Raw genomic sequence first — 26,345 nt, forward strand, 5'->3', positions numbered from 1 at the left:
TTCTGGGGTATCTGGGGTGTCCGGACGCATCAGAAGGGAAGTTCGACCTCGGCGGTGCAGTCCACCAGCACCCCGAAGTTCTGGTCGGTGAGCCGCAGCCTCACCTGGACGAGCGGCACCCCCCACGCCGACGACGCCTCCTTGCCGACGACCTCGGCGTCGAAGTAGGTGACGTCGCCCTCGAAGGCCGGGAGCCGGAAGTCCGCCTTGGAGTGGCGCACCATGCCGTCGTGGCCCGCCCAGTGGGCGAGGTAGTCGGTGCACCAGGCGCCCATCGTGGCGCCGTAGCCGTAGGCGCGCGCCATGCCGACCTCGCCGGCCCGCTCCTGGTCGATGTGGCCGCGCGAGGGCCCCACGTACAGCCCGTCGCGCAGGCGCGGGTCGATCCTGGCGCCCTCCTCGTCGAAGCCGAAGCCCGGACCCCAGCCGGGGTCCTGGTTGATCCAGGGGTCGGCGATCCCGGGGGGCGCGGTCCAGTGGAAGGTGCCCCAGATGTTGAAGAGGAAGGCGCGGTACTCGGTGGTGAAGCTGGCGATGCTGTGCGGGCCGATGACCCGGCGCGGCAGCGTGTCGCCGACCTTCACCTCGTCGAAGCGCGGCGAGACGCCCAGCCGGTTCGACAGGAGCCAGTCGTGGCGGATCCTGGAGACCTCGGCGAGCTCGGCCTCGGACCAGCGCTTGATCTCGCCGAGCCGGTTCTCGTACATGCCGCGCTTCTTGGCCTCGGCGTACAGGTAGCGGATCGCGGTCGAGCGCTCGCGCGCCACCGGGGTGCCGTCCTGCTTGGTGTGGACGGTGTCGCCGCGGGAGAACATGGTGGGGCCGGCGAACTTCGTCTCCGCCACCTTGTAGTCGTGGAAGCGCCGCTCCTGGAGCAGCCTGTCGCCGGGCCGCACGCGGGCGCCGTAGAACCACCACTCCTCGCCGCCGAAGATCAGGTGGCTGCCGGGGATGCGGCCCACGCAGGCGGGCTGCGCGCCGTGCCCGTAGTCCAGGCCCACCGCGATGGACTGCGGCGCGACGATGCCGCCGAACTTCGACTCGCGGGCGAACTCCTCGTCCCAGTGCAGCGGGTTGGGGTAGTCCATCGCCATCGCCCAGCGGCGGATGTCGGACGAGCTGCACGGGTCCCACAGCTGCCCGCCGCCGACCGGCTTGCCGACCCGGTGGTCGACGTCGGAGAGGTCGAGGCCGAGGCTCCCGGTGTCCTTCTCGCTCATGCGCACTCCCTGGCTATCGGTTGACGTCGACAACGATGCGGCCCCGTACGGTGCCCGCCATGAGCTCGTCCGCGGCGGCGATCGCCTCGCCCAGCGCGACCTCCCGGGCGATCGAGTCGAGCACCCGCACGTCCAGGTCGCGGGAGAGCCGCTTCCAGGCGGCCAGGCGCCGCGCCTTGGGCGCCATCACGCTGTCGATCCCCAGCAGGGACACGCCCCGCAGGATGAAGGGGGCGACGCTGGCGGGGAGGTCCATGCCCTGGGCCAGGCCGCACGCGGCGACCGCGCCGCCGTAGCGCGTCTGGGCGCAGGCGTTGGCCAGCGTGTGGCTGCCCGCGGTGTCCACGACCGCGGCCCAGCGCTCCTTCTGCAGCGGCCTGCCCCGCTCGGCGAACCCGGCGCGGTCCAGCACCGTCGCGGCGCCGAGCGAGCGGAGGTAGCCCTCCTCGGCGGGCTTGCCGGTGACGGCGGCCACCTGGAACCCGGCCTCGGCCAGGAGCGCGATCGCGACGCTGCCGACCCCGCCGGTCGCGCCGGTCACCAGGACCTCGCCCTGCTCCGGGCGCGTGCCGTGGGCCAACAGGGCGTCCACGCACAGGCTCGCGGTGTAGCCGGCGGTGCCGATGGCCATCGCCTCACAGCTGGTGAAGCCGGACGGGAGCGGCACCAGCCAGTCGCCCTTGAGGCGGGCGCGCTGGGCCAGGCCGCCCCAGTGGGACTCCCCCACGCCCCAGCCGTTGAGCACCACGCGGTCGCCCTTCTCCCAGTCCGCGTGCGTGCTCCCGGTGACGACGCCCGCGAGGTCGATGCCGGGCACCATCGGGAACCCGCGGACCACGGGCGAGGAGCCGGTGATGGCCAGGGCGTCCTTGTAGTTCAGCGTGGAGTACTCCACCTCGACGGTGACGTCCCCGTCGGGGAGCCGCTCCTCGGCCAGTTCGGCAATTTCCACCCGCTGGCCGGACTCGTCTTTCTCCAGGAGGATCGCGGAGAACATGAAGTGTTCGCACCCCTATCAGTAAGAAGATTCTTTAGAATTGAGAATGACATTCTCACGGGATTCGCATCCTTACATGACGCACGTCCGGCGTCAACCTTCCGCCGATCCATGGCGCGGCCATTAACGGCTGCCTCGCCGCGGCTTTCTCATTTCATGATCGAAAGGTGAATTCGGCGGCCCCTCAGAACCCGCGCCGGCCGATGGCGTGCGCCCGGCGCGCGAGGTCCTCCCGGAAGTCCGGGTGGGCGATGGCGGCCAGGCGGCGGGCGCGCTCGGCCAGGGTCCTGCCCTTCAGCTCCGCCGCGCCGAACTCGGTGACGACCACGTCCACCTCGCTGCGCGCGGTGGTGACCGGTCCCGACAGGCCGGCGGTGATCCGGCTGACCGTGCCGCCCTTGGCGGTGGCGGGCAGGGCGATGACGGCGCGGCCGCCCGGCGAGCGCGCGCCGGCGCGGACGAAGTCCACCTGGCCGCCGGTGCCGCCGAGGTAGGCCGCGCCGCTCTGCTCGGCGTTCACCTGGCCGGTCAGGTCGACCTCCATCGCCGAGTTGACCGTCACCAGCCGCTCCAGCCGCGCGAGCACGCCCGGGTCGTGGGTGTAGGAGGTCGCGCACATGCGGATCGCCGGATTGCGGTCGGCAAACGCGTACAGGCGCCGGGTGCCGATGAGCGCCCCGTTGACGGACACCCCGCGGTCGATGGGCTTGCGCGCGTTGGTGACGACGCCCGCCTCGACCAGCTCCACCAGGCCGTCGCCCAGCATTCCGGAGTGCACGCCGAGGTCCCTGCGGTCGTGCAGCAGCCGCAGGACGGCGTCCGGCACGGCGCCGACGCCCGTCTGCAGGACCGAGCCGTCCTCGATGTAGGCGGCGGCGTGCCGCGCGATGGCCTCGTCGGTCGCGGTGATCCTCGCCGGCGGCACCTCGACCGGCGGGCGCGAGACGTGCACGGCGCAGTCGATCGCGGCGGCGGGCAGCAGCTCCCCGCGGGTGAAGGGGACCTGTTCGTTGACCTCCGCGATGACGACGCGCGCGCGGGAGACGGCGGCCTTCACGTAGTCGCTGATGAGGCCGAGGCTGTGGTCGCCGTTCGCGTCGGCCGGGCTGACCTGGACGAAGGCGGCGTCGCACCGGATGGTCCCGGCCTCGATCATCGGGCCGACCTGGCTGACGTGGCAGGGGATCACGCCGAGCCGGTGCTCCCGGGCCATCGCGCGCAGGGCGCCGATCGCCCCCATGCTGGACAGCGCGAAGGCGTCCGCCGTGCCGGGGGTGAACAGGCCGGAGAAGCTCGTCGCGATGAACGCCGAGAGCCCGCCGATCGCGGCTCCCTGCTCGATCAGCGCCTCGACCAGCGTGGTCGGCTCGCCGCAGGCCTGGCCGATGACGACGGCGTCGCCGTGGCGCAGGAAGCGGCCGAGGTCGAGGTCGGCCGCCGCGACCCTCACGCGCGGCCTCCCGAGGCCAGCAGCGCGCGGGCGCGCGCGAGATGGGGGCGGTCGAGCATGGCGCCGTTGTGGCCGATGGTCCCGGCCCCCGGGTGGGCGGCGAACAGGTCGACGATCTCCTGGGCGGCGGCCAGCTCCGCCTCCGTGGGCGTGAAGGCCTCGTTGATCACCTCGACCTGGGCCGGGTGGATGGCCAGCATGCCGCGGTAGCCGTCGCGGCGCACCTTCTCGGCCCGCCTGCGCAGCCCCTCCGTGTCCTTGAAGTCGCCGTGGATGGTCTCGACGGCCGCGACTCCGGCGGCCGAAGCGCCCAGCAGGCACAGGCTGCGGGCCAGCTCGTAAGTGAAGCCGTAACCGCCGTCGGCGTCGCGGTTCTCGCTGGCTCCCACCGCATCGGCGAGGTCCTCCGCGCCCCAGGTCATCGCGACCATCCGCGGCGCGCCCTTGTACGTGCCGGTGGTGAACATGCCCTCGGCCGTCTCGGTCACCAGGACGATGACCTTCGTCGATCCCCGCTCGGCGCCCGCGGCGACCTCCAGGGCCGAGAGGTAGTGGTCCAGGACCTCCACGTCGCCGCGGCCGCGCGCCTTGGGGAGCATGACGCCGCCCGGCCGCGCGGGGACCACCGCCGCCAGGTCGGCCAGCGCGTGGGGGCCGTCCAGGGGGTTGATCCGCACCCACAGCCGGTCCCGCTCCGCGAGGGGCCGCTCCGCCAGGAAGGCCGCGACCGTCGACCTGGCGCCGGGCTTGCCCTCCTCGGCCACCGCGTCCTCCAGATCGAGGACGACCACGTCCGCCGGACCGGCGGCCGCCTTCTCCGTCTTCCGCTCGCTGTCGCCCGGGGCGAACAGCCAGGAGCGCGCGCCGAAGGCCTCTCCGTCTTCGTTCGTCATCCCGCGGCCTCAGTAGGACTTGGGAAGGTCGAGCACCTTCTCCGCCAGGAAGTTCAGGATCATGTGCGGGCTCACGGGGGCGGTGCGCGGGATGAGGATCTCGCGCAGGTAGCGCTCGACGTGGTACTCCTGCGCGTAGCCCATGCCGCCCAGGGTCAGCATCGCGGTGTGGCACGCCTCGAAGCCCGCCTCGGCTGCCAGGTACTTGCCGGCGTTGGCCTCGACGCCGCACTCCACGCCGTCGTCGAACAGCGTGGCCGCCTTCATGACCATGAGGTTCGCGGCCTCCAGCTGGGCCCAGCACTTGGCCAGCGGGTGCTGGATGCCCTGGTTCTGGCCGATGGGGCGGTCGAAGACCACGCGCTCCCTGGCGTAGCGGGAGGCGTGCCGGAGGGCGGCGCGGCCGAGCCCGACCGCCTCGGCGGCGAGCAGGATGCGCTCGGGGTTGAGGCCGTGCAGGATCATCCGGAAGCCCTCGCCTTCGGCCCCGATGCGGTCCTCCTCGGGGATCCACAGGTCGGAGAAGAACAGCAGGTTGGAGTCGACGGCGTGCCGCCCCATCTTCGGGATCCTGCGGATCTCGACCTTGTCGCGGTCCAGGTCGGTGAAGAACAGCGACAGCCCCTCGGTCTTGCGCTCCACCTCCTCCAGGGGCGTGGTGCGGGCGAGCAGCATCATCTTGCGCGCCTCCTGGGCGACGGAGATCCAGATCTTCTCCCCGTTGACCAGGTAGCCTCCCTCGCGCCGCTCCGCGCGGGTCCGCAGCCTCGTGGTGTCCAGGCCCGCGTCGGGCTCGGTCACCGCGAAGCAGATGAGGTCGTCGCCGCCGAGCACGGGCGGGATCATGCGCTGCTGCTGCTCCTCGGTGCCGAAGAGGGCGACCGGCTGCATGCTGAACACCGGCCCGTGGATGCTGGAGGCCGCCGTCATCCCGCCGCCCGACTCGGCGACGGCCTGCATCATGATCGCCGCCTCGGTGATGCCGAGGCCCGAGCCGCCGACCTCCTCGGGCATGGCGATGCCCAGCCAGCCGGCCTCGGCCATCGACTTGTGGAAGTCGTGCGGGAAGACGCCCTCGCGGTCGCGGTCGAGCCAGTACCGGTCGGGGAATCTGGAGGTGCAGTAGTCGAGGACCGCGTCGCGGACGCTCTGCTGGTCCGCCGTGAAGGAGAAATCCACGTACCTCATCCTTTTCACGAGAAGCGACAGGGGACGGCCCGGACGTCAGGTGATGCCGAGCTCGTCCAGGACGTGCTGCGTGTGGGCGCCGAGCCGGGGGGCGGGCCCGGCCACCCGGCCGGGCGTGCGCGAGAACCAGGCGGGCATGCCGGGGAAGCGCACCGGGCCGTTGGGGGTGTCGACCGTCTCGAAGAAGCCGGCCTCGTTCAGGTGCGGGTTGTCGAAGAGCTCGTCGAGCGTGCGGACCGGCGCCGCCGGGATGTCGAGGGAGCGCAGCAGGTCGAGCCACTCCCGTGTCGTGCGCTCCCGGAAGGTCTCCCCCAGCAGCGCGTACACCTCGTCGATCCGGCGCGCCCGCCGTTCGAGGGTGGCGAAGTGCTCGCCCGCCCAGGGCGGCTTCACCGCTTCGACGAACGCCGTCCACTGCTTGTCGTTGTAGACCAGCACCGACAGGTGGCCGTCCCGGGTGCGGTAGGGCCGCCGGTCGGGGGTCACCGCGCGCGGGTAGGCCGCGGGGCCCAGCGGAGGGCTGAACATCGCGCCGTTGGCGTGCTCGACCAGCATGAACGAGGCCATGGTCTCGAACATGGCGACCTCGACCTCCTGGCCCTCCCCGGTCCGCTCGCGGTGGAACAGCGCCAGCAGCGTCGCGTACAGGGCGGTCATCCCGGCCACCTTGTCCGCCATGATCGTGCCGACGTAGCCGACCTCGCCGGTCAGCCGCTCCTGGGCGGACGGCAGCCCGCACTCGGCCTGGATGGTGTCGTCGTAGGCGGTGAGGTCGGCGTCCGGGCCGCGGCGCCCGTAGCCGTAGCAGTTGGTGTAGACGATCGACGGGTTGAGCGCGGCCACCGCCGCGTAGTCGAACCCGAGCCGGGCGATCGCCTTGGCGCGCATCGAGTGGATGAACACGTCGCTGCGCACGACGAGCTCCCGCAGGACCGCGGCGCCCCCGGCCGAGCGCAGGTCGAGCACCACGCTGCGCTTGCCGCGGTTCACGTTGACGAAGACCCCGCCCATCCCGGGCTCCGGTCCCACCGAGATGTAGCGCGTGTTGTCGCCCGCCGGGGACTCGACCTTGATCACGTCCGCCCCCATGTCGGCCATGATCTGCGTGCTGTAGGGGCCCATGACCATCGTCGTCAGGTCCAGGACGCGCACGCCGGACAGCGGGCCCGCGGGGGTGTGGTGTGCGTGTCCGCCTGGCATGACCGCCTCCCTACCGGATGTCCATCGGCATACATTGAATACTTATAAGGATGGTGATAGCAAGACGTCATGAGCGATATTGAGAATGTGGTTTCCGTAGAGGGAGAGGATGAAACCCCCCGACGCGCGGCGTCCTTCCCCCGCACCGTCGCCCGGGTGCTGGACGCCGCGCTCGCGTCGCGACCGCACGCCGCGGCGGTCGAGGCGGCCTCGGGTGCCTGGTCGTACGCCGAGCTGGACGACCGGGCGCGGCGGGCGCCCGGCGCCCTGTGGTCGCTCGGCGTCCGGCCCGGCGACCGCGTCGCGGCCTGCCTGCCCAACGACCTGGACATCGTCGCCGCCTTCCACGGGACGCAGCGGATCGGCGCCGTCTGGGCGGGCGTCGGCGAGGCGCTCCCGGCCGGCGAGCAGCAGGGGCTGCACGACCTGTGCGAGCCGGCCGTCGTGCTGGCCGGACCGCGCTGCCTGCTGGACGTGCCCGGCCGCGTCGGCCCCGACCGCTGGGCGGAGCTCATGGCCCGCGGCGAGACGGCGCCGCGGATCGACGCCGACCCCGCCGCCCCGGCCGGGATCGCGTTCACCAGCGGGACGTCGGGGCGCCCGAAGGCCGTCGTGCACAGCCAGCGCAACCTGCTCCTGCCGGGCGCGGTCCTCGCCGCCACCCGGGGCTGGGGGCCGGAGCTGCGCAAAGGCGACAGCTTCCCGCTGACGATCCTCAACCTCATGGTCCTGTCCACCCTGCTCACCGCCCAGACCGGCGGATGCTCCGTCGTGATGGACCGGCGGGACGCCGGGGGCGTCGCCGACTGGATCTCCACCCGGCGCGTCACCGTGTGGAACGGCGCCCCCGCCCAGCTCTACGACCTCGCCAGGCGCCCGGAACTCGACCTCCGCTCGCTCCGGGAGGTCTGGAGCGGCGGAGGCGACACCACCGACGCACTGCGCCGGGAGTTCGCCGACGCGCACGGCCTGGTCCCCCGGACCACCTACGGCCTGACCGAGGCGCCGACCGTCGTGTCGATCGACCCGCCGGGGACCGCGTGGCGCCCGCGCGCCAGCGGGCTGGTGCTGCCTCACTACGAAGTCGCGGCCTACGACGACGAGAACCGCCGCCTTCCCGCCGGTGAGCTCGGTGAGCTGCGGTTGGGCGGAGCCGCCTCGGGGCCGTGGGCGGGAGCGTGGCGGCCGCTGCTCGGGTACTGGGAGCAGGGCCGCGTCAGACCGGCGGAGCCCGGCCCGGTCCCCACCGGCGACGTCGGCACCGTCGACGGCGACGGATGGCTGACGGTGCTGGACCGCAAGAAGCTGGTCATCGTCCGCGGCGGCGCGAACGTCTACCCGCTGGAGGTCGAACGGGTGCTCTCGACGCACCCGGACGTCGCCGCCGCCGCGGTGTGCGGCGTCCCCGACGACCGCCTCGGGCAGCGGGTGGCCGCCCTGGTGCAGAGCGCCGGTCCGCCGCTCGACGCGGGGGCGCTCGCCGCGCACTGCCGTCGCGAGCTCTCGCCGTACAAGGTCCCCGAGATCTGGTCCCAGGTCGACGCCCTGCCGCGCAACGCGATGGGCAAGGTGCAGCGCACCCTGCTGCCCGGTCTGGCCGCCCCGTCCTGAGCGGTCCCGCCCCGGCGGGCACCCGTCCGGACGGCGATATCCTGTCCCAACTGAGACAATAAGCTCTCAAACCAGACGGGATTGCTTCAATGAACCCTCGGCCGACCGAGCCGCATCCCCGGCGCTGGGCGGCACTGGCGGTCCTGTCCGCCAGCCTGCTGCTCGTCGCCATGGACATGACCATCCTCAACGTGGCGCTGCCGGAGATCTCGGCCGACCTGCGGCCGGACGCGGTGCAGCTGCTGTGGATCGTCGACGTCTACTCCCTGGTCGTCGCGGGCCTGCTGGTGACCGCCGGCGCGCTGGGCGACCGCTGGGGCCGCAAGCGCATGCTCCTGGCCGGCTTCGCCGTCTTCGGGCTGGCCTCGGTGGCGGTGCTGTGGGCCGACGGCCCGGCCGAGGTCATCGCGGTGCGGGCGCTGCTCGGCATCGGCGGCGCGATGATCATGCCCTCGACGCTGTCGATGATCCGCAGCATGTTCACCGACCCGGGCGAGCGGGCCACCGCGCTGGGGATCTGGGCGACCATGGCCTCGGCGGGCGCCGCGCTCGGCCCGATCGCCGGCGGGCTGCTGCTGGAGAACTTCAGCTGGCACGCGGCCTTCCTGGTCAACGTGCCCGTGATGGTCGTCGCCATCGCCGCCGGGCTGATCCTGCTGCCCGAGTCCCGCAACCCCGAACCCGGCCGGTGGGACGCCTGGGGCACGGCGCTGTCGATCGCCGGCATGGTCGCCCTCGTCTACGCCATCAAGCACCTGGCCTCCGACGGCTGGACCGCCGCGGGCGTCGCCGCGGCGCTGCTGGCCGCCGCGGCCCTGACCTGGTTCGTCCGGCGGTGCCTGACCCGGCCCGACCCGCTGCTGGAGATCCGGCTCTTCGGCAACGGCGCCTTCACCTCCGGCACCCTGACCGCGCTCACCAGCTCGATCGGGCTGGCGGGCGTGCTGCTGATCCTCGTCCAGTGGATGCAGCTGGTCCACGACTACTCCCCCCTCCAGACGGGACTGGCGCTGCTCCCCATGGCGCTCGCCGCCGGGGTGGTCTCCCCGCTGGCGCCCGCCATCGCGGCGCGGATCGGCGCGCGCACGGTGCTGGCGGGCGGCCTCGCCGTCAGCGGCCTCGGCTTCCTGGCGCTGTGGACCGTTCCCCTGACCTACCCGTGGGTCGCCTTCGCCCTCCTCCTCATCGGCGCGGGCCTGGGCTCGCTCGCCGTCGCCTCCGCCGTGATCATGTCCGGCACCCCCGTGGAGAAGGCGGGCAGCGCCGCCGCCATCGAGGAGACCTCCTACGAGCTGGGCGCCACCCTGGGCGTCGCGGTCCTGGGCAGCCTGGCCTCGGCCTTCTACCGCTCCCACCTGCCCGAGGACGCCGCCGCCCCGGTCCGCGAGTCTCTCGGCGGCGCGCTGGCCGTCGCCCACGAGACCGGCTCCCCCGCGCTGGCGGCCCAGGCCGAGGCCGCCTTCACCGGCTCCCTGCAGCTGACGAGCCTCTACGGCGGGATCATCATCCTCGCGGCGGCCGCCGCCATCTGGCGCCTCACCCCCGCCAGACTGGACCTGGCCTCCGCACAGCACTGAATCCGGCGGCCGCCGCCCGCGGCGGCCACCGGGTCATCCCCGCTCGGCCAGCTCGGCCAGGCGGCGCAGCCCCACCCGCATGAAGACCCGGAAGGCGGGCGCCGCCAGCGGCCACAGCGGTCCCAGCGGGGGCGGGTCCAGCCGCTCGGCCCACCCGATCGTGCAACCGCCGCCGGGCAGCGGCGCGGTGGTGAACCAGCCCTCGCCGCGCACGAGCCTCCCGGTGTGCCTCACGGCCACACGGCGGCCCGGCTCCCACTCGGTGATCGCCATCGTGTCGACGAAGCCGACCGGCCCCAGGCCCGTCCGGCCCCGGACCGTCGCGCCGACACCCGTGCCGCCCTCGGCGCGGGTGAAGGGCATCCACTCGTGGTGCCGCGGCCAGTCCGTGAGCATGGCGAAGACCCGTTCCGCCGACGCGGAGCTCCGCACCTCGACCTGGTCCACCCCTCCAGCGTAGACATCGCCCCGGCGCCTTCGACGCCCACCCCGGGAACCCGTCCCGGACGGCGGTGAGCAAAGATCTCTTCCGTCCCTGTTCGTCGTGAGACAGGATTTCCCGTGACCGATCCCTACGCGGTGTTCACCTCCCTGAAGTTCGACCGGCCCGCCGCCGGCGTGCTGCGCCTCACCTTCGACGCCCCCAACCTCAACGCGGTCGACCCGAAGGCGCACCGCGAACTGGCCGACATCTGGCCGGTGATCGACCGAGACGAGGAGACCCGGGCCGTACTGGTGCGCGGGGCGGGCAAGGCGTTCTCCGCCGGAGGCACCTTCGACCTCATCGAACGGCTGGCGGAGGACTACGCGACGCGCGCCAGGGTGATGCGCGAGGCCCGCGACATGGTCTACGGCGTCATCAACTGCGCCAAGCCCGTCGTCTCCGCCCTGCACGGTCCGGCGGTCGGCGCGGGTCTCGTCATCGGCATGCTCGCCGACATCTCGATCGCCGCCCGCTCCGCGAAGATCGTCGACGGTCACACCCGGCTCGGCGTCGCGGCCGGAGACCACGCCGCCCTCTGCTGGCCCCTCCTGTGCGGCATGGCCAAGGCCAAGTACTACCTGCTGACCTGCGAGACCCTCACCGGCGAGGAGGCCGAGCGCATCGGCCTGGTCTCCAAGTGCGTCGAGGACGACGGGGTCCAGGAGGAGGCGCTGCGCGTCGCCACGTCCCTGGCCGCGGGCCCCGCCGCCGCCATCAGCTGGACCAAGCGCTCCCTCAACCACTGGTACCGCGTCGCCTCCCCCATCTTCGAGACCTCCCTGGGCCTGGAGTTCCTCGGCTTCGGCGGCCACGAGGTGGCCGAAGGCCTGGCCTCCCACCGCGAGAAGCGCCGCCCGGACTTCGAGTCGGTGAACCGGGAGCATCCCCTGGACCTGTGAACCCCCGTCAGAACCACCCTCCTGAGCGCCATAAAGGCGCATGAAAGGCAGGAAACACCGCAGAGAGCTGCTTACGTGATCCTGCGGGACGATGGTGTCCCGCAGGCCCCTCCTTCCGGCCCCCGCGGCCACACGATCGCCGCGGCGTCGGCTGAACAGCGCCGGGAACGAACCGGTCACCCCCGGAGGGTGGGGGACTTCCGCTCACTCCCGGGGCCTCCCCGCGGCCTCCTCCCCCTACCGGGGTACCACTCCCACCTTGGGCGCCTGGCGTGATGCCCTCGTGAGGCCCTCGTTCCTACCTTCTTTCTCATCACCGACCCCGCGGTGAGACGAGAAGAAGGACGGCTTCGATGCGCCGTTTGAAGAGGACCTTGACCGCCCTCGCCCTGGTGGCCGTCGCCGTCGGAAGAACCCTCGGCTGGTCCCCGGTCTCGGCGCAGACCCTGCTCACCGCACCGCTTCCAGGCGTGGAGGCATGGCTCGCCGACACCTCCCTGGGACGCCCGCTCCCGGACCCGTCGACCGCCGGGCCCGCCGAGATCGCCGCGTTCTTCGACGGGACGACGGAGCGGCAGCGGGTCCGGCTCGCCGAAGAGCACCCCGCCGTGGTCGGCAACCTCGACGGCGCGCCGATCGGGCTCCGCTACCGCGCGAACAAGGCGGCCACCGGCCGGGACGGCGTCCTCGCCTACGACCCGCGCGGCCGCGGCCGGATCGCCACCGTCATCGGGGACCTGGCCACCGCCGCCCATGTGTCGATCGTCGTCCCCGGTTCGGACATCTCCGCCTCGAGCCGTTTCGGGCGCCTTGAGCGCATGGCGGAACGCCTCCAGAAGGAGGCGGGCGAGGACACCGCCGTCATCGCGTGGGCCGGCTACACCACTCCCGAAGGGCTCGGCATCGACGCGGCCACCGGCCGCCTCGCCGAGGACGGCGCCGAGCGCCTCACCCTCTTCACCCGGGGACTGGACGCCATCGGGGCCCCCGACCCCGTCCTCTTCTGCCACAGCTACGGATCCGTCGTCTGCGGGCTGGCCGCCGCCGGCACCGACGCCACCGACATCGTGGTGCTGGGCTCGCCCGGCATGCGCGCCGGCACCGCGGCCGACCTGCGCACCGACGCCACCGTCTGGGCGGCGACGTCCCCCAGGGACTGGATCCGCCGCATCCCCCACGTCGAGTTCCTCGGCCTCGGCCACGGTACCGACCCCACCGACCCGGCCTTCGGCGCCCGCACGCTCGACGCCTCCCGGGTCCCCCTGCACAGCGCCTATTTCGACACCGGCACCACGACCCTGGCCGCCTTCGCCGCCATCGCCACCGGAGGAGACCCCCGATGACCGCTCTGTCCAGCACGATCAGGAAGATCACCGAGAGCACCCCCGCCCACCGGGACCGCGCCGTCGACGGCCTCCGCGCCCTGGCCCTGCTCAGCGTCCCCACCGGCCACTGGCTCCTCGGCGGCTTCACCCTCGGCTCCGACGGCGGGCTGCGCAACGCCAGCCCGCTCTCCGCCTTCGGCGGCCTCGCCCCGCTCTCCTGGGTCCTCCAGATGCTGGGCGTCTTCTTCCTGGTCGGCGGCTACGCCTCCGCCCTCTCCTACCGGCGCCACCGGGGACGCCCCGGCGAGTGGATCAAGGGCCGCCTGGAGCGGCTGGGCCGCCCGGTCCTCGGCGTCGCCGCCGTCTGGGCCCCGCTCCTGCTCCTCCTCCACCACGGCTTCGGCGTTCCGGTCGCCACCCTGCACACCGCCTCGACGCTGGTGGTCCAGCCCCTGTGGTTCGTCGGCGTCTACGCCGTCATCACCGCGCTGACCCCGTACTGCCTGGCCGCCACCCGCCGCCTCGGCGCGTGGGCCGCCGCCCCGCTGCTCGGCTCGGTCGCCGTGGTCGACCTCCTCCGCTACGGCCCCTACTCCGACGCCATGCCCTCGTGGCTGAGCGTGCTGAACCTCCTCCCCGGCTGGATGTTCGCCTACCAGCTCGGCACCGGGTGGGCGGAGAGGCGGATCGGCCGCCGCGAGGGCCTGGTGCTGCTGATCGGCGGTGCGGCGCTCTTCGCGGCGCTGGTCTTCGTCTTCGCCTACCCGGCGTCGATGGTCGGCGTGCCCGGTGAGGCCAGGACCAACTCCCACCCTCCGTCGCTCCTCGTCCTGGCCCTCGCCGCCGCCCAGTCCGGCGCCGCGATCCTGCTGCGCGACCGCCTCGCCCGCGTGCTGGACCGGCCCGCGCTCTGGGCCCTGGTGGTGGTCGTCAACCTGTCGGCGATGACGATCCTGTGCTGGCACCAGACCGCGATGCTGGCCGCCGCGATCCCCGCGTCGTTCGCCGGTCCCGTCGCCGGCCTGACCACGGCGCCGGTGACGGCCGGCTGGATCGCGGCCCGGCTGGCCTGGCTGCCGCTCTTCGCGCTGCTGCTGATCGGCATCGCCCGCTTCGCCCGGCGCCTGGAGACCCCGTGGACCGGGACGGGGACCGCGCGCCGTGTCATGGCCGTCCTGCTCGCCTCGGGCTTCGCGGTCTTCGCCCTGGCCTGACGGCGGGAGCGGAACCCGTCGGGAGCGGCCCGGTACGCGTACGAACACGGCCGACTGTAAGAATCGACCTGTCATGACCGGAAGAGGGAAACTCCGCATCTACCTGGGCGCCGCTCCCGGCGTGGGCAAGACCTACGCGATGCTCGGCGAGGGACTGCGCCGCCGCGAGCGGGGTTCGGACGTCGTCGCCGGACTCGTGGAGCACCACGGCCGGCCGAGGACGCGCGAGCTGATCGACGGCCTCGAGGTCGTTCCGCGCAGGGAAATGGCGTACCGGGGCGCCTGTTTCACCGAGATGGACGTGGACGCCGTGCTCCGGCGCTCGCCCGAGGTCGTCCTGGTGGACGAGCTGGCGCACACCAACGTGCCCGGCAGCCGCAACGCCAAGCGTTGGCAGGACGTCGAGGAGCTGCTCGAAGCGGGCATCCATGTCGTGACCACGGTGAACGTCCAGCATCTGGAGTCCCTCAACGACGTCGTGCGCAACATCACCGGCGTCGAGCAGCGCGAGACCGTTCCGGACGAGGTGGTGCGCGACGCGGACGACATCGAGCTCGTCGACATGTCGCCCGAGGCGCTGCGCCGCCGCATGGCGCACGGCAACGTCTACGCCGCCGAGAAGATCGACGCCGCCCTGTCCAACTACTTCCGCGTCGGCAACCTCACCGCCCTGCGCGAGCTCGCCCTGCTGTGGGTCGCCGACCGCGTGGACGAGGGACTGGCCCGCTACCGCGAGCAGCAGGGCATCGACAGCACCTGGGAGACGCGGGAGCGGATCGTCGTCGCGATCACCGGAGGCCCCGAAGGGGACACCCTGATCCGCCGCGCGGCCCGTATCGCCGCGCGCGCCGGACACGGCGAGCTCGCCGCCGTGCACATCGCCCGCGGCGACGGCCTCAGCGGGGGGTCTCCGCAGACGCTGGCCCGGCAGCGCACCCTGGTCGAGGGCCTCGGCGGCGCCTATCACCAGGTCGCCGGGGACGACGTCCCGGCCGCTCTGCTGGAGTTCGCGCGCGGGATCAACGCGACGCAGATCGTCATCGGCACCAGCCGCAGGCCGAGCTGGCGCTACCTCTTCGGGCCGGGCGTCGGCCGTGTCGTCACCGACCTGTCCGGCGACATCGACGTGCACCTGGTCACCCACGAGGAGGCCGGGCAGGGCGGACGACCGCGTGCCGCGAAGGCGCCGGCGCTGGGCCGGCGCCGCCAGGGCGCGGGCTGGGCGGTGGCGCTGGCCGGACCGGTCCTCCTGACGCTGCTGCTGCACGCGCCCGACGAGGCCGTCCCCCTGGCCTTCGGCCTCATGCTCTACCTGTGCGCGGCGGTGGCCGCGGCCCTCATCGGAGGACTGTGGCCCGCGATGGCCGCGGCCGTCGCGGGCTTCGTGCTGGCGAACTGGTTCTTCGCCCCGCCGGTCCGCACCCTGGCCGTCTCCGACGGCGCGAACGTCCTCGCCCTGGTGTCGTCCCTGCTGGTGGGCGGCGCCGTCTCCGCCGAGGTCGCCTCGGCCGCGCGCGACCGGCGGGCCGCCGCCGAGCCGCTGGCGGAGGCCGCCACGCTGAGCATGCTGGCCACCGGTGTCCTGAAGGGCGAGTCCACCCTGCCCGCGCTGCTCCAGCGCGTTCTGGAGACGTTCGGCCTGACCGGTGTCTCCCTGCTGGAGCGCGGCTCCGGCGGCTGGACGGTCGCGGGCCGCGCCGGCGCGGCGTGCGCGGCGCCGGACGGGGCGGACCTGCTGGTCAAGATCGACGACGGGCTCGCGCTCGCGCTGCGCGGCCGGACGCTGCCGGCCTCCGACCAGCGCGTCCTGTCGGCCTTCGCCCACCAGGCCGCCGCCGCACTGGAGCGCCAGCGGCTCTCCCGGGAGGCCTCGCGCGCGAAGGAGCTCGAGGAGGCCGACGAGGTGCGGCTCGCGCTGCTCGCCGCCGTCTCCCACGATCTGCGCACCCCCCTCGCCTCGATCAAGGCCTCCGTCAGCAGCCTGCGCTCCGGTGACGTCGTCTGGGACCCCGGCGACGAGGCGGAGCTGCTGGCCGCCATCGAGGAGTCCGCCGACCAGCTGAACGGCCTGGTCGCGAACCTGCTGGACATGACGCGCCTGCAGACCGGCGCCGTCCAGCTGCTCCGCAGGCCCGTGGGGCTGGACGAGGTCGTGCTGCGGGCCGTCCGCCCCTTCCCTCCCGACCGGATCGAGCTGGACGTGCCCGAGACCCTGCCGTGGGCCGACGCCGACCCCGGCCTGCTGGAGCGGGCCGTGGCCAACGTGGTGGAGAACGCGCTGCGGCACGGCCGCGCCCCGGTGCTCATCACCGCCAGCGGGCTGGGCGCGCGGCTGGAGCTGCGGATCGCCGACCGGGGCCCCGGGGTGTCCGACGCCGACAAGGAGCACCTCTTCGTCCCGTTCCAGCGGCTCGGCGACGCGCCCCGCGGCACGGGCGTCGGGCTCGGCCTCGCGGTGGCCCGCGGCCTGACCGGCGCGATGGGCGGCGCCCTCACCGCGGAGGACACACCGGGCGGGGGCCTGACCCTGGTCTTCGACCTCCCGGTGGCCCGGGCCGGGGAGGCGGGATGACCCGCATCCTCGTGGTGGACGACGAGCCGCAGATCATCCGCACGCTGCGCATCAACCTCAAGGCCCGCGGCTACGAGGTCGACACCGCGCCCGACGGCCGGACGGCGCTGGACCTGGCCGCCCGGCACGGCCCCGACCTCGTCGTCCTCGACCTGGGCCTGCCCGACCTGGACGGCGTCGAGGTCATCCACGGGCTGCGCGGCTGGACCCGGGTGCCGATCATCGTGCTGTCGGCCCGCCACTCGGCCGTGGAGAAGGTCGCCGCCCTGGACGCGGGCGCCGATGACTACGTCACCAAGCCGTTCGGCATGGACGAGTTCCTGGCGCGGATGCGCGCCGCCCTCCGCCGCGCCGCCCCCGCCGAGGAGCAGGCCGTCGTCGCCACCCCGGACTTCACCGTGGACCTGGCCGCCAAGCGGGTGACCCGGAACGGCGCCGACGTGCGGCTCACCCCCACCGAGTGGCACGTGCTGGAGATCCTCGTCCGCAACCCGGGCCGCCTGGTCGGCCAGCAGCAGCTCCTGCACGAGGTGTGGGGCCCGGCCTACGCGGCCGAGACCCACTACCTGCGCGTCTACCTGGCCCAGCTCCGCCGCAAACTGGAACCCGACCCGTCCCGCCCCCGGTACCTCATCACCGAGCCGGGCATGGGCTACCGCTTCGCCCCCTGACCGCGAGGCCCGTCAGGGCTGGAAGCGGTAGCCCATGCCGGGTTCGGTGATGAGGTGGCGCGGGCGCGCGGGTTCGGGCTCGAGCTTGGCGACCAGGTCCACGGTGTGCTCCCCCACCTGGACGACCAGTGCCGCGTCCCGCACGTGGACGCGGCGGGACACCGCCTTGATGCGGGCCAGGAGCTCCTCGATGCCGAACGGCTTGGTGACGTAGTCGTCGGCGCCCGCCTCCAGCGCCTCGACCTTGTCCATGCTGCCCGCCCTGCCGGAGAGCACGATGATCGGGATCTGGGTCCAGCCGCGCAGCCCGTGGATGACCTCGACGCCCTCCAGGTCGGGCAGGCCCAGGTCGAGCAGGACCAGGTCGAAATGCCAGGCGCCGGCCTCCCGCAGGGCCTCGGTGCCGCTGGCGGCGACGGCGACCTCGTAGTGGCGGGCGCGCAGGTTGACGCGCAGCGCGCGCAGGAGCTGCGGTTCGTCGTCGACGACGAGGATGCGGATCATCTAGTCCCCCGGGTGGATGTGGAGTGAGACGGTCATGGTGAGGCCGCCGCCTGGCGTGTCCTCGGGGACGAGCTCGCCGCCCATCGCCTCGGTCAGGCCGCGCGCCAGGGCGAGGCCGAGCCCGACACCGGTGTGGTTGTCGCGGTCGTCGAGCCGCTGGAACGGGAGGAAGACCCGGTCGCGGTCGGCGAGGGGGATGCCGGGGCCTCGGTCGATCACCCGCAGCTCGACGCGGTCCCCGTGCGCGCTGGCGGTGACGAGGACCGGCCGGCCGGGCGGCCCGTACCGCAGGGCGTTGGAGACGACGTTGACGAGCACGCGCTCCAGCAGCGCGGGGTCGGCTTCGACGGGCGGCAGCTCGTGCGGGACCTGGACGAGGACGCCCTCCGCGGACGGCCCGATCTCGTCCAGGGCGCGCGGCACCACCTCGTCCAGGGCGAGCGGCCGTGCCGCGATGCCCAGGGCGCCGACCTGCAGCCGGCTCATGTCCAGCAGGTTGGCCACGAGCCGGTCCAGCCGGTCCAGGGACTGGGCGGCGGTGTCGAGGAGTTCGGCGCGGTCCTCGTCCGACCAGTCGATCTCCGAGCCGTGCAGGCTGTCGACGGCCGCCTTGGCCGAGGACAGCGGGGTGCGCAGGTCGTGGCTGACGGCGCTGAGGAGCGCCGTCCGCATGCGGTCGGCCTCCTCCAGCGGCCGCGTCCTCTCGGCTTCGGCGGCCAGGCGCTGCTGGCGCAGCGCACCCGCCGCCTGGGCCGCGAACGCCTCCAGGATCCTGCGGTCCGCGGCGGCCGGGGTGCGGCCCCGCAGGGCCAGGGCGAGGCCGTCGGAGATCGGGATCTCGGTGTCGCCGTCCTGGGGGCTGGTGCAGGGGCGGCCGCCGACGGTCGCCACGACCTGCCAGCCCGATCCGGAGGCCGGGCGTTCGAGCAGCGTCACCGACACCAGCCCAAAGGTCTCCCGCAGCCGCTCCAGCAGACTGCCCACGGCGTGCTCGCCGCGCAGCACGTTCCCGGCCAGGCCGAACAGCACCTCCGAGTCCGCGTGCAGCCGGAGCGCCTCCCGCGAACGCCTGGCGGCCCGGTCCACGACGGCGCTCACCCCGAAGCCGACCAGCACGAACACCACCAGCGCGATCAGGTTCTCCGGCTCGGCGACGGTGAGCAGCCCGATCGGCGGGGTGAAGTAGAAGTTGAGCAGCAGGAACCCGATGACGGCGGTGAACATCGCCGGCCACAGGCCTCCCACCAGCGCGATGCCGACCACCGCCGCCAGGTAGAACAGGATGTCGCTCGGCAGCGTCAGCCCGTCCCGCGCCTGGTAGAGCAGGAACGTCAGCAGCGGCAGGCCCAGCACCGACAGCGTCCACGCCCAGGCCCGGCGGCCCGGGGCCAGCCCCGGGTCGCGGACGGGGCGCTTGTGCCCCTGCCTCGCCTGCTCGTGCGTGACCATGTGCACGTCGATCGAGCCGGACATCGCCGTCGTGACCATCCCCACGCCGGGGCTCAGCATCTGGGCGAGCCTGCCGCGCCGGGACACGCCCAGGACGAGCTGGGTGGCGTTGACGGCGCGGGCGAACTCCAGCAGGGCGCGCGGCACGTCGTCGCCGACGACCTGGTGGTAGGTGCCGCCGAGGCCCTCGACGATCTCGCGCTGCCGGGCGAGCCGGGCGGGCCTGGACCCCGACAGGCCGTCGCTGCGCGTCACGTGCACCGCCAGCAGGTCCGCGCCCTTGGAGCGGGCGGCGATGCGGGTGGCGCGGCGGATGAGGGTCACGCCCTCGGGGCCGCCGGTGAGCGCGATGACGATGCGTTCGCGCGCCTCCCAGGTCCCGGCGATGCCGTGGTCGTCCCGGTAGCGGGCGAGCTGGTCGTCCACCTTGCCGGCGACCCACAGCAGGGCGAGCTCGCGCAGGGCGGTGAGGTTGCCGACGCGGAAGTAGTTGGACAGGGCGGCGTCGATCTTCTCGGCGGCGTAGACGTTGCCGTGCGCCATGCGGCGGCGCAGCGCCTCGGGCGACATGTCGACCAGCTCGACCTGGTCGGCGCGGCGCACCACCTCGTCGGGGACGGTCTCGCGCTGCGGGATCCCGGTGATCTTCTCGACGACGTCGTTCATCGACTCCAGGTGCTGGACGTTCACCGTGGAGACGACGTCGATGCCCGCCTCCAGCAGGCGCTCGACGTCCTGCCAGCGCTTCTCCGCCGCGCCGCCCGGGACGTTGGTGTGCGCGAGCTCGTCGATGAGGGCGACCTCCGGGGCGCGGGCGAGGACGGCGTCCACGTCGAGCTCGGTGAACTCCGCGCCCCGGTAGGTCACGACGCGCCTGGGAATGACCTCCAGGCCGTCCAGGAGGGCGAGGGTGCGGGCCCGGTCGTGGCATTCCACGAACCCGACGACCACGTCGGTCCCCCGCTCGGCCCTGCGGCGGCCCTCGGAGAGCATGGCGTAGGTCTTGCCCACACCGGGGGCGGCCCCCAGGTAGATGCGGAGCCGTCCCCTGGCCATGGCTGTCTCCTCTCTCAGCCCCGGAACGGGGCGGTCTCGTCGAGGGCGAGGTTGAGGGTGAGGACGTTGACCGCCGGCTCGCCCATGAAGCCGAGGGCGCGGCCGGTGGTGTGCTCCCCGATCAGCCGCTCGACCCGGTCGACCGGGACGCCGCGGGCGGCGGCGATCCGCCCGGCCTGCAACCGCGCCCAGTCCGGGGAGATGTGCGGGTCGATGCCGGAGCCGCCGGCGGTGACGGCGTCGGCGGGGACGGCCGGGTGCTCGGGGGCGTCGCCCCGGACCGGCACGATCTGCCCCTTGGCGTAGTCGTCGCCGGAGACGGCGCACTCGACCTTGACGCCCTTGTACTCCGCGAGGAACGGGGTGGCGGGGCATGCCTCGTTGACGCTGACGACCCTGGTGGGGCGGGTGACGGTGCCGGTGGCGTCGCGGGGCCCGAGCACCGACAGCACCGCGCCGACCCCGCCGTCGGTGCAGTACGGGCGGGAGCCGTCCACGCCGTCGAGCTCGCCGAACTTCAGGCTGCGGGCGCAGACAGTGGTGAGCAGCGACTCGCGCTCGGCCGTGTCGACGACGTCCTCCGTCCCCCGGTTGCCCGCGGCGGTGGCCATGGGGTCCCAGCCGTCGCCGGCGTTGGACTCGCGGACCTGGAAATACTGCTTCAGGGGGTCGCCGTTCCCGTCGAGGAACGGCTGGCCGATCAGCTCGCTGCCGACCCGCTTCCCGTCGACCTCGACGTAGGAGCCTTCGGCCTTGCCGTTCAGGCCGGGGAGCTGGGCGACGGCGGTGATGACCAGCGGGTAGGCCGCGCCGCAGACGAGGGTGAGGAACAGCAGCGCGCGCAGCGCCGCCAGGTGCTGGCGCAGCCAGCCGGGCAGAGTGTTCATGAGGAGATCCCGGGGACGAACTGGATCAGAAGGTCGATGATCTTGATGCCGACGAAGGGGGCGACCACCCCGCCGAGCCCGTAGACGGCCAGGTTGCGGCTGAGCAGCCGGGAGGCCGAGCTCGGGCGGTACCGCACGCCGCGCAGGGCGAGCGGGATCAGCGCGATGATGATCAACGCGTTGAAGACGACCGCGGAGAGGATCGCCGACTGCGGGCTGGACAGCCGCATGATGTTGAGGGCGTCCAGGCCGGGGTAGAGGCCGACGAACAGCGCCGGGATGATCGCGAAGTACTTGGCGATGTCGTTGGCGATGGAGAACGTGGTCAGCGCGCCTCGGGTGATGAGGAGCTGCTTGCCGATCTCGACGATCTCGATGAGCTTCGTCGGGTCGCTGTCGAGGTCGACCATGTTCCCGGCCTCCTTGGCGGCGGAGGTGCCGGTGTTCATCGCCACGCCGACGTCGGCCTGGGCCAGGGCGGGCGCGTCGTTGGTGCCGTCGCCCGTCATCGCGACCAGGCGCCCGCCGTCCTGCTCGGCCTTGATGAAGGCGAGCTTGTCCTCGGGCTTGGCCTCGGCCAGGAAGTCGTCGACTCCGGCCTCCTCGGCGATGGCCTTGGCGGTGAGCGGGTTGTCGCCCGTCACCATGATCGTCTTGATGCCCATGGCGCGCATGTGGTCGAACCGCTCGCGCATGCCGGACTTGACGACGTCCTTGAGGTGGATGACGCCCAGGACGCGCGCCCCGCCGTCGGTGGTCTCGCCGACGACCAGGGGCGTGCCGCCCGCGGCGGAGACGCCGTCCACCACGTCGCCGAGCGCCGGGGAGACGATGCCGCCGTTGGCGCGGATCCAGTCGGCCACCGCGGACGCGGCGCCCTTGCGCAGGCTGCGGCCGTCCACGTCGACGCCCGACATGCGGGTCTGCGCGGCGAAGGGGATCCACTCGGCGTGCGCGAGCTCGCCCGGATGGCGTTCGCGCAGCCCGTACGCCTGCTTGGCGTACACCACGATGGAGCGGCCTTCGGGCGTCTCGTCGGCCAGCGACGACAGCTGCGCGGCGTCGGCCAGGTCCTCCTCGGAGACGCCGCCGACGGGGGTGAACTCCGACGCCTGCCGGTTGCCCAGGGTGATGGTGCCGGTCTTGTCCAGCAGCAGGGTGTTGACGTCGCCCGCGGCCTCGACGGCGCGGCCGGACATCGCCAGGACGTTGCGCTGCACCAGCCGGTCCATGCCGGCGATGCCGATCGCCGACAGCAGCGCGCCGATCGTGGTGGGGATGAGGCAGACCAGCAGGGAGACCATGACGATGCCGGTCACCCCGTTCCCGTCCAGCGCCGCGGTGTCCGGGACACCGGGGTTGCTCAGCTTGCCCCAGATGGCGAACGGCTGCATGGTGACGGTGGCGACCATGAAGATGATCGTCAGCGCGGCCAGGAGGATGTTGAGGGCGATCTCGTTCGGGGTCTTCTGCCGGGAGGCGCCCTCGACCAGGGCGATCATCTTGTCGACGAACGACTCGCCCGGCCTCTGGGTGATCTGCACGACGATCCGGTCGGAGAGCACCTTCGTGCCGCCGGTCACCGCCGACCGGTCGCCGCCGGACTCCCGGATGACGGGCGCGGACTCGCCGGTGATGGCCGACTCGTCCACCGAGGCGATGCCCTCGACGACGTCGCCGTCTCCGGGGATGATCTGCCCGGCCTCGACCACCACGACGTCGCCCTGCCGCAGCTCGGCCGCCGGGACCTCCTCCTCCCCGCCGTTCGCCAGCCGGCGTGCGGTGGTGTCCTGCTTGGCCTTGCGCAGGGTGTCGGCCTGGGCCTTGCCGCGGCCCTCGGCCACGGCCTCGGCCAGGTTGGCGAAGACCACCGTCAGCCAGAGCCAGACCGCGATCGCGATCCCGAAGGCGGTGTGCTCGCGGACGGCCAGGAAGGTCGCCCAGACCGCGCCGATCTCCACGATGAACATGACGGGGTTGCGCCACATGACGCGCGGGTCGAGCTTGCGCAGCGCGAGCGGCAGCGAGGACAGCAGCAGCCTGGGGTCGAGCAGCCCGCTGGAGACCCTGGCCGACACCTGCCGAGGCGCCTGCACGGGGGTGGACATCAGTGGATCCCTTCTGCCAGCGGGCCGAGGGCCAGCGCCGGGAAGAAAGTCAGGGCGACGAGGATGAGGGCGACGCCGGCGACCATGCCGACGAACTGCGGCCGGTGCGTCGGGAGCGTGCCCGCGGACACCGGGACGGGGGTCTGGCGGGCCAGCGACCCGGCCAGGCCGAGGGCGAAGATGATCGGCAGGAACCGGCCCAGCAGCATGCACAGGCCGAGCGCGATGTCGTAGAACCAGGTGTTGACCGTCAGGCCCGCGAACGCCGACCCGTTGTTGTTCGAGGCGGACGTGAAGGCGTAGAGCACCTCGGAGAAGCCGTGGGCCCCGGGGTTGTTCATGCCCTCTCTCGGCCCTTCGAAGGCCATCGCGATCGCGGTGCCGGTCAGCACCAGCACCGGGGTGACCAGGAAGTACATCGACGCGAGCTTGATCTCGCGGGCGCCGATCTTCTTGCCGAGGTACTCGGGGGTGCGGCCGACCATGAGGCCCGCGACGAACACCGTGATCACGGCGAGGATCAGCATGCCGTACAGGCCGGAGCCGACGCCGCCGGGCGCGACCTCGCCGAGCATCATGTTCAGCATCAGCACACCGCCGCCGAGGCTGGTGTAGGAGTCGTGGAAGGAGTTCACCGCCCCGGTGCTGGTGAGGGTGGTGGCGGAGGCGAACATCGCCGAGTTCGCGACGCCGAAGCGCTGCTCGACGCCCTCCATCGAGGCGCCGACGGCCTGGGCCACGGTGCCGTGGTGGGCGAGCTGCACGGCGGTGGTGGCGATGATCGACAGGGTCGCCAGGACGCCCATGACCGCGACGATCGCGTAGCCCTGCCTCTTCTGGCCGACCATGCGGCCGAACGTGCGGGGCAGCGAGCAGGCGATCACCAGGATCAGGAAGATCTCGACCCAGTCGGTCCAGGCCGTGGCGTTCTCGAACGGGTGCGCGGAGTTGGCGTTGTAGAAGCCGCCGCCGTTGGTGCCCAGCAGCTTGATGACCTCCTGGGAGGCGACCGGCCCCCCGGTGACGGTCTGCGAGCCGCCGGTCGCCGTGGTGACCGCCTGCGGGTCGGCGAAGTTCTGCACGACGCCGCCGGCCATCAGGACGACGGCGCCGACCGCCGCGATCGGCAGCAGGATCTTGAGGGTGACGCGGGTGAGGTCCACCCAGAAGTTGCCCAGTTCCTGGGTCCTCCTGCGCACGAACCCGCGGACGAACGCGATGGCGACGGCGATGCCGACGGCGGCGGACACGAAGTTCTGGACGGCCAGGCCGCCCATCTGGACCAGGTGGCCCATCGTGTTCTCGCCCGAGTAGGCCTGCCAGTTGGTGTTCGCCACGAAGCTGGCGGCGGTGTTCCAGGCCACGTGGTCGGGCACCGGGTCGAAGCCCAGGCTCAGGAACAGCTTGTCCTGCAGCCGCTGGAGCCCGTAGAGGAGCAGGAAGGAGAGCAGGGAGAACGCCAGGACGCTCTTGGCGTAGGTGCTCCACTTCTGCTCGGAGTCCGGATCCACGCCGATGGCCCGGTAGATGCCGCGCTCCACCTTGTTGTGCCCGGTGGAGTTGAGCACCCGGTACATGTGATCGCCCAGCGGGATGTGCACGAGGGCGAGCGCGGCGAACAGGGAGACGATGAAGAGGACTCCCGCGGTGGTGGAGCTCATCAGAACTTCTCCGGGCGCAGGAGGGCCACTACCAGGAACACGATCAGTCCGACCGCGAGGATCAGGCCGACGATGTTGTCGGGACTCACAGGCGTCCCACCGCCTTCACGACGAGGCCGAGCATCGCGAAGACCGCGATGGTCAGCGCTATGAGCACGAGGTCTGCCATGGCTGCTGTTCTTCTCCGGTTCGAAAGGGTCCGCGGAGGACCGGCGCCGCCCCGTTCGGCGGCGCCAAAGAGAAGAAAACCGCCGATTTTCGGATTTCCGGCGTCCCCTAACGCCTTCCATACGGCGGGACCCGCGATCTTTACGCGATCCATACGGCCGCCCCCGGAAATGACGAAGGCCCCCGATCCGGGATCGGGGGCCGGTGCCGGGGTTCCGGCGGTGGTCAGTCGTTCCTGAGGCGCGGCGGGGCCGGGGTGAGGGTCACGGTGTTCTTGGTGCCGTACGCCCAGTTGAGCATCCTGACGGTGTCCTGGAAGCGCTCCTCGCCGGAGGAGCTCTTGAGGACGACGCCGTAGACGGTGTGCTTCTTGCGGCGGGCCGCGAACATGAAGCAGGCGCCCGCGGTGCCGGTGGTGCCGGTCTTGATGCCGTAGAGGCCGGGGTAGCCGGTGTTGTCCTCGTTGGTGCCGCTGCCGCGCAGGAGGAGGTTGTGGGTGCGCAGCGGGTACCTGCGGCCCTTCGCCGAGACGATGTCCTTCTTCACCGTCTTGACGATCGCGGCGAAGGTCTTGTTCTTCATCGCGTGGCGGGCGAGCTTGAGCTGGTCGGCGGCGGTGGTGCGGTCGCCCTTCTGGGGCTGGCCGTCGAACGAGGTGTAGCGGGTGTTCTTCATGCCGAGCCGCTTGGCCAGGGCGTTCATCTTCGCCTGGGCGCCGAGGAATCCGCCGCTGCCGCCGTAGGTGTCGGCGAGGGCGTAGGCGGCGTCGCTGCCGGACTCGATGAGCATGGCCTCCAGCAGCTGGCGGGCCGTGAGCACGTCACCGGGCACGAGACGGCTGTTGCTGGCGCCCCAGTCGTCCACCCAGTCCTTGTACTTCTGCTTGATCTTGATCTTCTTGTTCAGGCCGCCCTTCTGCAGCACCACCATGGCCAGCGCGACCTTGTTCATGCTGCCGACCGGCATGCGCTTGTTCGGACTGCGCTGCCAGAGGACCTTCTTCGCCGTGGCGTCGTAGAGGATCGCGGAGGTGGCCGACACCCCCTGGGGCGCCTTGGGCTTGGCCCTGGCCTCCGCCGCGCCCACCGGGGCCACGGTGATCATCGATACGGCGAGGGTGGTCGCGGTCAACTTCTTCAGCACCAGCTTGTCCCCTTGCGTCTGGGTTCGTCCCGAGCCCGGAGAGGCTATCGCGATCTTCGGACAGCGGG

Annotated in this window: 22 protein-coding genes; 7 read left to right on the top strand and 15 right to left on the bottom strand. The window is 72.6% G+C overall.

The features are described 5' to 3' along the window. Positions 1–29: 29 nt before the first annotated feature. The 6 genes from ABD140_RS24930 to ABD140_RS24955 all read right to left on the bottom strand — a co-directional run bounded on the left by ABD140_RS24930 (position 30) and on the right by ABD140_RS24955 (position 6,948). A complete protein-coding gene (locus ABD140_RS24930) occupies positions 30–1,220 on the bottom strand; it encodes a MaoC family dehydratase (protein WP_344243392.1) in 1,191 nt (396 codons plus the stop codon). Positions 1,221–1,233: 13 nt separating this feature from the next. Continuing rightward, positions 1,234–2,217: an acrylyl-CoA reductase (NADPH) gene (gene acuI / locus ABD140_RS24935; RefSeq protein WP_344243393.1), complete on the bottom strand. Its 984-nt coding sequence runs from the start codon at positions 2,215–2,217 to the stop codon at positions 1,234–1,236. Positions 2,218–2,401: 184 nt separating this feature from the next. Further along, positions 2,402–3,667, bottom strand: a complete 1,266-nt coding sequence (locus ABD140_RS24940) for an acetyl-CoA hydrolase/transferase family protein (protein ID WP_344243395.1) — start codon at positions 3,665–3,667, stop codon at positions 2,402–2,404. Further along, positions 3,664–4,560 (bottom strand): HpcH/HpaI aldolase/citrate lyase family protein, encoded by an 897-nt coding sequence (locus tag ABD140_RS24945; protein ID WP_344243396.1) that lies wholly within the window; start codon positions 4,558–4,560, stop codon positions 3,664–3,666. The genes ABD140_RS24940 and ABD140_RS24945 overlap by 4 nt, the downstream gene beginning before the upstream one ends. Positions 4,561–4,569: 9 nt before the next feature. Continuing rightward, on the bottom strand, positions 4,570–5,748 hold the full coding sequence (locus ABD140_RS24950; protein ID WP_344243397.1) for an acyl-CoA dehydrogenase family protein: 1,179 nt from the start codon (positions 5,746–5,748) through the stop codon (positions 4,570–4,572). Between the two features lie 36 nt (positions 5,749–5,784). Beyond that, the gene (locus tag ABD140_RS24955) at positions 5,785–6,948 is read right to left on the bottom strand and encodes a CaiB/BaiF CoA transferase family protein (protein WP_344243398.1); all 1,164 of its coding nucleotides are present in this window, start codon (positions 6,946–6,948) and stop codon (positions 5,785–5,787) included. Positions 6,949–7,035: 87 nt separating this feature from the next. Between ABD140_RS24955 and ABD140_RS24960 the strand changes: the two genes are divergently transcribed. Beyond that, entirely contained in the window at positions 7,036–8,559 is a 1,524-nt protein-coding gene (locus ABD140_RS24960; protein WP_344243399.1) for a class I adenylate-forming enzyme family protein, read from the top strand. 89 nt (positions 8,560–8,648) lie between these two features. After that, a complete protein-coding gene (locus tag ABD140_RS24965) occupies positions 8,649–10,136 on the top strand; it encodes an MFS transporter (protein WP_344243400.1) in 1,488 nt (495 codons plus the stop codon). A 33-nt stretch (positions 10,137–10,169) separates the two neighbouring features. Here ABD140_RS24965 and ABD140_RS24970 read toward each other — a convergent pair whose 3' ends face one another. Then, complete coding sequence (locus ABD140_RS24970) at positions 10,170–10,583, bottom strand: SRPBCC family protein (protein ID WP_344243401.1); 414 nt, start codon at positions 10,581–10,583, stop codon at positions 10,170–10,172. 114 nt (positions 10,584–10,697) lie between these two features. Here ABD140_RS24970 and ABD140_RS24975 point away from each other — a divergent pair, with 114 nt between their 5' ends. The 5 genes from ABD140_RS24975 (at position 10,698) to ABD140_RS24995 (ending at position 17,301) form a co-directional block, all read left to right on the top strand. After that, positions 10,698–11,519 carry an enoyl-CoA hydratase/isomerase family protein gene (locus tag ABD140_RS24975; RefSeq protein WP_344243402.1) on the top strand — a complete coding sequence of 274 codons (822 nt, stop codon included), beginning with the start codon at positions 10,698–10,700 and terminating at the stop codon, positions 11,517–11,519. Between the two features lie 353 nt (positions 11,520–11,872). After that, positions 11,873–12,862, top strand: a complete 990-nt coding sequence (locus ABD140_RS24980; protein WP_344243403.1) for an alpha/beta hydrolase — start codon at positions 11,873–11,875, stop codon at positions 12,860–12,862. Then, complete coding sequence (locus ABD140_RS24985) at positions 12,859–14,058, top strand: acyltransferase family protein (RefSeq protein WP_344243404.1); 1,200 nt, start codon at positions 12,859–12,861, stop codon at positions 14,056–14,058. The genes ABD140_RS24980 and ABD140_RS24985 overlap by 4 nt, the downstream gene beginning before the upstream one ends. Before the next feature lie 73 nt (positions 14,059–14,131). Next, entirely contained in the window at positions 14,132–16,630 is a 2,499-nt protein-coding gene (locus ABD140_RS24990; RefSeq protein WP_344243405.1) for a DUF4118 domain-containing protein, read from the top strand. After that, positions 16,627–17,301 carry a response regulator gene (locus ABD140_RS24995; protein ID WP_344243406.1) on the top strand — a complete coding sequence of 225 codons (675 nt, stop codon included), beginning with the start codon at positions 16,627–16,629 and terminating at the stop codon, positions 17,299–17,301. Before ABD140_RS24990 ends, ABD140_RS24995 begins: the two co-directional genes overlap by 4 nt. A gap of 12 nt (positions 17,302–17,313) precedes the next feature. Here ABD140_RS24995 and ABD140_RS25000 read toward each other — a convergent pair whose 3' ends face one another. The 8 genes from ABD140_RS25000 to ABD140_RS25035 all read right to left on the bottom strand — a co-directional run bounded on the left by ABD140_RS25000 (position 17,314) and on the right by ABD140_RS25035 (position 26,277). Beyond that, a complete protein-coding gene (locus ABD140_RS25000) occupies positions 17,314–17,805 on the bottom strand; it encodes a response regulator transcription factor (protein WP_344243407.1) in 492 nt (163 codons plus the stop codon). Continuing rightward, on the bottom strand, positions 17,806–20,310 hold the full coding sequence (locus tag ABD140_RS25005) for a DUF4118 domain-containing protein (RefSeq protein WP_344243408.1): 2,505 nt from the start codon (positions 20,308–20,310) through the stop codon (positions 17,806–17,808). A 14-nt stretch (positions 20,311–20,324) separates the two neighbouring features. Next, entirely contained in the window at positions 20,325–21,197 is an 873-nt protein-coding gene (locus tag ABD140_RS25010) for a potassium-transporting ATPase subunit C (RefSeq protein ID WP_344243409.1), read from the bottom strand. Continuing rightward, positions 21,194–23,305, bottom strand: coding sequence for a potassium-transporting ATPase subunit KdpB (gene kdpB, locus ABD140_RS25015; protein ID WP_344243410.1), 2,112 nt, complete (start codon positions 23,303–23,305; stop codon positions 21,194–21,196). Before kdpB ends, ABD140_RS25010 begins: the two co-directional genes overlap by 4 nt. Further along, positions 23,305–24,966: a potassium-transporting ATPase subunit KdpA gene (gene kdpA / locus ABD140_RS25020; RefSeq protein WP_344243411.1), complete on the bottom strand. Its 1,662-nt coding sequence runs from the start codon at positions 24,964–24,966 to the stop codon at positions 23,305–23,307. The genes kdpB and kdpA overlap by 1 nt, the downstream gene beginning before the upstream one ends. Then, a complete protein-coding gene (kdpF, locus tag ABD140_RS25025) occupies positions 24,966–25,055 on the bottom strand; it encodes a K(+)-transporting ATPase subunit F (RefSeq protein ID WP_344243412.1) in 90 nt (29 codons plus the stop codon). The genes kdpA and kdpF overlap by 1 nt, the downstream gene beginning before the upstream one ends. Next, on the bottom strand, positions 25,052–25,288 hold the full coding sequence (locus ABD140_RS25030) for a hypothetical protein (protein WP_344243413.1): 237 nt from the start codon (positions 25,286–25,288) through the stop codon (positions 25,052–25,054). The genes kdpF and ABD140_RS25030 overlap by 4 nt, the downstream gene beginning before the upstream one ends. Before the next feature lie 71 nt (positions 25,289–25,359). Next, on the bottom strand, positions 25,360–26,277 hold the full coding sequence (locus tag ABD140_RS25035; protein ID WP_344243414.1) for a D-alanyl-D-alanine carboxypeptidase family protein: 918 nt from the start codon (positions 26,275–26,277) through the stop codon (positions 25,360–25,362). Positions 26,278–26,345: the final 68 nt, after the last annotated feature.

The organism is Actinocorallia libanotica (assembly GCF_039525175.1).
Lineage (GTDB): Bacteria > Actinomycetota > Actinomycetes > Streptosporangiales > Streptosporangiaceae > Actinocorallia > Actinocorallia libanotica.